Source organism: Holdemanella sp. MSK.7.32, from assembly GCF_024460475.1.
Classification (GTDB): Bacteria; Bacillota_I; Bacilli_A; order Erysipelotrichales; family Erysipelotrichaceae; genus Holdemanella.
The window spans coordinates 1-7,217 of record NZ_JANFYN010000070.1 but is presented as its reverse complement, the minus strand read 5'-3'; the positions used below and the strand labels follow the sequence as shown (position 1 = coordinate 7,217).

General features: G+C 36.0%; 5 protein-coding genes. All 5 read left to right on the top strand.

The genetic code is table 11. The features are described from left to right. The first annotated feature begins 139 nt into the window (after positions 1-139). The 5 genes from NE544_RS11330 to carB all read left to right on the top strand — a co-directional run bounded on the left by NE544_RS11330 (position 140) and on the right by carB (position 7,015). Entirely contained in the window at positions 140-865 is a 726-nt protein-coding gene (locus NE544_RS11330; protein ID WP_118114658.1) for a dihydroorotate dehydrogenase electron transfer subunit, read from the top strand. Next, on the top strand, positions 865-1,773 hold the full coding sequence (locus NE544_RS11325; protein ID WP_118114657.1) for a dihydroorotate dehydrogenase: 909 nt from the start codon (positions 865-867) through the stop codon (positions 1,771-1,773). The genes NE544_RS11330 and NE544_RS11325 overlap by 1 nt, the downstream gene beginning before the upstream one ends. Beyond that, on the top strand, positions 1,773-2,471 hold the full coding sequence (gene pyrF, locus NE544_RS11320; RefSeq protein WP_003866099.1) for an orotidine-5'-phosphate decarboxylase: 699 nt from the start codon (positions 1,773-1,775) through the stop codon (positions 2,469-2,471). The genes NE544_RS11325 and pyrF overlap by 1 nt, the downstream gene beginning before the upstream one ends. 262 nt (positions 2,472-2,733) lie before the next feature. Further along, a complete protein-coding gene (gene carA / locus NE544_RS11315; protein WP_256269410.1) occupies positions 2,734-3,813 on the top strand; it encodes a glutamine-hydrolyzing carbamoyl-phosphate synthase small subunit in 1,080 nt (359 codons plus the stop codon). Further along, complete coding sequence (gene carB, locus NE544_RS11310) at positions 3,806-7,015, top strand: carbamoyl-phosphate synthase large subunit (RefSeq protein ID WP_256269407.1); 3,210 nt, start codon at positions 3,806-3,808, stop codon at positions 7,013-7,015. Before carA ends, carB begins: the two co-directional genes overlap by 8 nt. The last annotated feature ends 202 nt before the right edge of the window (positions 7,016-7,217 follow it).

Below are 7,217 nucleotides of genomic sequence, written 5' to 3'. Positions count from 1 at the left end.
GATGGATTCTTGATTCGTCGTGTGTCTGCAGAAAATAACATTTCTTGTATGACAAGTTTAGATACAGCGAATGCATTAGTGAAAGTTTTAGAGTCATTGAGTTTCTCAATGGTTTCTATGAATGAAATGGGGAAATAGTATGCAGGAATTTGCGAAAATTCTATCGAATGTCAAAATCGCAAAAGATATTTGGAAAATGGAATTGAAAACAGACTTAGCTAAAACAGCTAAGCCTGGTCAATTCATTGAAATCACAGTTCCAGGTTTCTATTTGCGAAGACCTATCTCGATTAGTGAAATTAAGGAAGATGTTTTAGTCATTATCTACAAAGTGCTTGGTGAAGGTACTTTAAAAATGACTGAACTTGAAGGACAATTAGATATCTTTGGTCCACTTGGAAATGGTTTTCCGATTGAAGACAAAGAAGAAGTATTATTGATTGGTGGAGGTGTTGGTGTACCACCACTATATGAAACAGCCAAACAATATTTAAGTAAAAATGCACGTGTAACCGTTGTTCTAGGTGCAAATGATGCAGGTAGCGTATTCTATGTGGATGAATTCAAGACTTTAGGATGCGATGTATATGTCGCAACAATGGATGGTTCATTAGGTACAAAGGGTACAGCATTAGATGCGATTAAAGAAAACAATGTAACATGTAAATTTGTATTAAGTTGTGGACCTTTACCTATGTTGAAGGCAATCAATGAACAATATAGTGAAGGCTATATTTCATTAGAAGCTCGTATGGCATGTGGTCTTGGTGCTTGTATGGGATGTGTTGTGAAAGATGTAGAAGGACATTCATTACGTGTATGTAAGGATGGTCCTGTATTTGAAATGAGAAAGGTGGCTTTATAATGGATATTTCAGTAAAACTACCTGGATTAAATTTAAAAAATCCAATTATTCCAGCTAGTGGATGTTTTGGATTTGGTAAAGAATATGCCGAACTATATGATTTGAGCGTATTAGGTGGTATTGCCATTAAATCGGCTACGCCACAAGAGCGTTTTGGAAATCCTACACCAAGAATTGCCGAAACTCCAATGGGAATGTTGAATGCGATTGGTCTACAAAATAAGGGTGTAGATTCAATTATCAAAAATGAACTTCCATTCCTTGCACAGTATGATACAGAAATCATGGCCAATGTGGCGGGTGCATGTGAAGAAGATTATGTAGAGGTTATCAAGAAATTAAATGATCAGCCAGTAATCAAGGCGTATGAATTAAATATTTCTTGTCCTAATGTAAAACATGGTGGTATTGGTTTGGGTACAAAGCCTGAACTTGCAGCACATGTGACTAAGATTTGTAAGGAAGCAGCTACAAAACCTGTATATGTGAAGTTATCACCAAACGTAACAGATATTGTAGAAATTGCCAAAGCTGTTGAAGAAGCCGGTGCAGATGGTATTGTATTGATCAATACTTTAATGGGTATGCGCATCAATTTGAAGACGGGAAAACCATTACTTGCCAATGTGACAGGTGGTCTTTCTGGTCCTGCCATTAAGCCAGTTGCCTTAAGAATGGTATATCAAGTGGCACAAGCTGTAAATATTCCAATCATTGGTGTTGGTGGAATTACTTGTGCAGAAGATGTATTGGAATTCTTAAATGCTGGGGCAAGTGCTGTTGAAGTGGGTGCCCAAAACTTTGTGGATCCTTATGTATGTCCAAAAATCATTGAGGATCTTCCAAAAGTATTAGAGAAATATGGATATAAGAATATTGAAGAAGCAGTTGGAAGGAGTTTTAAATAATGAGTAAGACAATTGTAGCACTAGATTTTTCTAGTAAAGAAGAAGTTGTAGATTTCTTAAAACAATTTGATGAACCTGTATATGTAAAGATTGGTATGGAATTAACATATGCGTGTGGTTTAGAAATGGTAAAAACAGTGAAGGAAATGGGTCACCACATTTTCTTAGACTTGAAATTGCATGATATTCCAAACACAGTTAAGGGTGGAATGAAAAACTTAGCGAACTTAGGTGTAGATATTGTCAATGTACACTGTGCTGGTGGTATTGCGATGATGAAGGCTGCCATTGATGGTTTGAATGAAGGGGCTAAAGATGGAAAACGTCCTATGTGTATCGGTGTAACTCAGCTTACAAGCACTTCTAAAGAAGCTATGAATAACGAATTAGGAATTCCAGGTGAAGTGATTGATTGTGTTATTAAATATGCGAAAAATGCCAAAGAAGCAGGCTTAGATGGTGTTGTATGTTCCGTACATGAAGCTAAGGCGATTCATGAAGCTTGTGGGGAAGACTTCTTAACAGTAACTCCAGGTATTCGTTTGGCAAGTGATTCTAAGGATGATCAAAAACGTGTGGCTACTCCTGCATTTGCGAAAGAACAAGGTTGTGACTATATCGTAGTTGGTCGTTCAATTACGAAGAGTGCTAACCCAGTTGAAACATATAAGGAAATTGAAGCAACTATGTCAAAATAAGGTGTGAGAAATCACATCTTGTTTTTACACTTTTTTATTGAAATTTTTATGATTTGTGGTAGTATACTAAACAGGGAAATATAGTATTTTTTCAAAAGGAGGATACGTATGATCAAGAATCCAGCTTTGTTTGTGAAAAAAACGTCAGTGATCGAGATGAATAGTATTCTTCGTAGTGCTATACTTTTTAATAGTTCCATTTAAAGATTGGCAATGCGTTTATTTGCTAATCTTTTTTTTGAGTAAATAAAAGAAAGGACAAATTATGGAAAGACTTTTAATTTTAGAAGATGGAAGTGTATATCGTGGAACTGCATTTGGTAGTGACAACTTCCAAATCGGTGAATTGGTATTTAATACTTCAATGACGGGTTATCAAGAGATTTTAACAGATAATTCATATTGTGGTCAGATTGTAATGATGACATATCCATTGATTGGAAACTATGGAATCAATCGTGATGATAATGAAAGCATGGTTCCATGTGTATTTGGATTTGTAATTAAAGATTATTGTGAATTCCCAAGTAATTTTAGAAGCCAGGAAACTTTGGATGATTTCTTAAAAAGAGAAAATATTCCAGGTATTTATGATATTGATACACGTGAAATCACAATGAAGATTCGTAATGTAGGTACAATGAAGGCTGTTATGGCTGATGTGGATGCCGATGTGGATGCGATTGTTGCAGGCTTAAAAGCAGCTGATTTTTTACATGATCAAGTGGCTCGTGTTTCTACAAATAAGGTATTCCCAATCCCAAATCGTGGCAAAAAAGTTGTGTTGATGGATTTTGGAGCAAAATTAGGGATTGTTCGTGAGCTATCAAAGCGTGGATGCGATTTAGTAGTAGTTCCATATGATACACCAGCAAGTACAATTATGTCATATTGCCCAGATGGCGTTATGTTGTCAAATGGGCCTGGAGATCCAACGGATGTACAAGTCGCAATCGAGACTATCAAGGAATTGATTCCTCAGACTGTCGTATTTGGAATTTGTTTAGGTCACCAGTTGATTTCTTTAGCTTGTGGTGCAAAAACATATAAATTAAAGTTTGGACACCGTGGTGCTAACCATCCAGTTGTTAATTTATCAACTGGTAAAGTGGAAATTACTTCTCAAAACCATGGCTTTGCGGTAGATATTGATAGCTTGAAGGATACTCGTTTGGAAATGACACACCAAGCACTAAATGATAAGAGTTGTGAAGGTGTTCGTCATAAAGACTATCCTTGTTTTGCGGTGCAATATCACCCAGAAGCAAGTGCAGGACCAGAAGATTCTCGTTACTTGTTTGATCAATTTATTGAATTAATGGAGGAGAATAAAAATGCCTAAACGTACAGATATCAAAAAAATCTTAGTTATCGGTTCTGGCCCAATTATCATTGGTCAGGCTGCTGAATTCGATTATGCTGGAAGCCAAGCATGTCAATCTCTTCGTGAAGAAGGATATGAAGTTATCTTAATTAACTCTAACCCTGCTACAATCATGACAGATACAGCGATTGCGGATCGTGTTTATATTGAACCTTTAACAGTAGACTTCGCAAAACGTGTTATCTATAAAGAAAGACCAGATGCCATTTTAGGATCATTAGGTGGTCAAACCGGATTAAACTTAGTTGTAGAATTACATGAAGATGGAATTTTGGATGAGTTTGGTGTAGAAATTTTAGGTACAGATTTACATGCGATCAACCGTGCAGAAGACCGTGAATTGTTCCGTTCTTTAATGCAGGAAATCAATGAGCCAGTACCAGAAAGTATGATTGTTCATACTGTAGAAGAAGCTGTTGAATTCGCAAAACGCGAAGGATATCCATTAGTTGTTCGTCCAGCTTATACACTTGGTGGAACTGGTGGAGGTTTTGCCGATGATGAGGCTGAACTTCGTGAAATTTGTGATTCAGGTTTAAAGGCAAGTCCAGTTCATCAATGTTTGATTGAACAAAGTATTGCAGGATATAAAGAAATTGAATATGAAGTAATGCGCGATGCCAAAGATAATGCGATTGTTGTATGTAACATGGAAAATATTGATCCAGTAGGTGTGCATACTGGAGACAGTACGGTTGTTGCGCCAGTTCAAACTTTGACAGATCGTGAAAATCAAATGCTTCGTAATGCATCTTTAAAAATCATTCGTGCATTGAAGATCTGTGGTGGATGTAACGTTCAGTTGGCATTGAATCCAGATAGTTTCAAATATTATGTCATCGAAGTTAATCCTCGTGTATCTCGTTCATCAGCCTTGGCAAGTAAGGCAACAGGTTATCCAATTGCGAAGATTAGTGCTAAATTAGCGGTTGGTTTAGGTTTGGATGAGATTATCAACCCAATCACTAAAACAAGTTATGCATGTTTTGAACCTGCATTAGACTATATTGTAACTAAGTTTGCACGTTTCCCATTTGATAAGTTCCCTAATGCAGATCGTCATTTAGGAACACAGATGAAGGCGACGGGTGAAATTATGTCGATTGGACGTAACTTTGAAGAATCTTTCTTGAAGGCAGTTCGTTCTTTAGAGATGAAAGTAGATCATGTATACAAAAAAGAATTGGTTGGATTATCTAAAGAAGAATTACTTGAAAAAATCAAGAAGTGTGATGATGAAAGAATCTTTGCGGTTACACAATGGCTTCGTGATGGATATGATATGGAGACAATTCATAATGTAACGAAGATGGATAATTTCTTCTTGTGCCACTTGTCAAGAATTATCAGTTTAGAAAAGCTAATGATGGAAAATCCCAAAGATGTTGAAGTTTTACGTAAATTAAAGAAATATGGTTTTGCGGATAGCTACATTGCACGTAATTGGGATATGAAAGAATTTGATTTATATAACTTGCGTAAAGAAAATGGAATCATGCCAGTATATAAGATGGTAGATACTTGTGCGGGTGAGTTTAAGAGTGCAACTCCATACTTCTATTCAAGTTATGAACATAAGAACGAATCTGAGGTAACAGACCGTAAAAAAATCGTTGTATTAGGTTCAGGACCAATTCGTATTGGACAAGGTGTTGAGTTTGACTATGCGACAGTACATTGTGTACAGACTTTACGTGAAGAAGGCTATGAAGCCATCGTCATCAACAACAACCCTGAAACTGTATCAACCGATTTCTCAATTAGTGATAAATTGTATTTTGAACCACTAACTACAGAAGATGTAATGCACGTAATTGATTTAGAAAAACCATTGGGTGTTATTGTTCAATTTGGTGGACAAACCGCTATCAACTTAGCAGATTCATTAGTAGAACATGGCGTTAAGATTCTAGGTACTTCACTACACTCTATTGATTTAGCGGAAGACCGTCATGAATTTGAAGCTATGTTACATAAATTGAATATTCCTCAACCACAAGGAGAAACTGCAGTAACTGTTGAAGAATCACTAGTAATCGCCAATAAGATTGGTTATCCAGTACTTGTTCGTCCAAGCTATGTATTGGGTGGTCGTGCAATGGAAATCGTACATAATGATGATGAATTAAGAGTATATATGGCAACAGCCGTAAAGGAAATCAGTCATGATGCACCAATCTTAGTTGATAAATACATTGTTGGTAAAGAACTAGAAATCGATGCGATTGCGGATGGAAAGAACGTATATATTCCAGGTGTAATGGAACATATCGAGCGTGCGGGTATTCACTCTGGTGACTCAATTAGTGTATATCCTACACAGATCATCAATGAGAAGGTGAAAGAAACGATCATTGATTATGGAACAAGAATTGGTGAAGGCTTTGAATTTGTTGGTTTATATAACATTCAGTTCATTGTAGATAAAGAAAATAATGTTTATGTATTAGAGGTAAACCCACGTTCCTCTCGTACCGTACCATTCTTATCTAAGATTACAGGTGTTCCTATGTCTCAAATTGCGACTAAGTGTGTATTAGGTGAAAGTATTGAAGATCAAGGCTTAACACCAGGATACCATCCTGAAGATAAAGAAAGAGTCTTTGTCAAAGCACCAGTATTCTCATTTGCGAAATTACGTAGTGTAGATACAGTGTTAGGACCTGAAATGAAATCTACAGGTGAGGCTTTGGGTAGTGATGTCAACTTAGAAAAAGCATTGTACAAAGCTTTAGTAGCTTCAGGAATCAATATTCCTTTACATGGAAGTGTATTACTAACAATTGATGATGATAATAAACAGGATGCTTTAGAAATCGCAAAACGTTTCTATAACATTGGATACGGAATTTATGCGACGAAGGGTACAGCTAAATTCTTAGAAGATAATGGCTTATTTGTACATGTAGCGGCCAAAGTCAATGAGGATAATGGAAATGAAACCGTATTGGATATTATTCGTCATGGACATGTAAACTTTGTCATCAACACAATGTCAAATAAAGATAATTCTACAAGTAAAGATGGATTCTTGATTCGTCGTGTGTCTGCAGAAAATAACATTTCTTGTATGACAAGTTTAGATACGGCACATGCCTTAATTAAAGTATTGGAATCTTTGAGTTTCTCAATGATTTCTATGAATGAAATGGGTAAATAGAGTGTGAGAAATCACACTTTATTTTTTTTTATAAAAATTAGCACTTAAGTGTTGACAGTGCTAAAAAAAGTGACTATAATGATAATTGAAGTTAGAGATAAGTCAAAAGATATCCCGTAACTTGAAGATAGATTTCATAATCTAGTAATCAGGAGGCGATATTTATGAAGTACTATCCAATGTTTGATTTATTTGATGATTT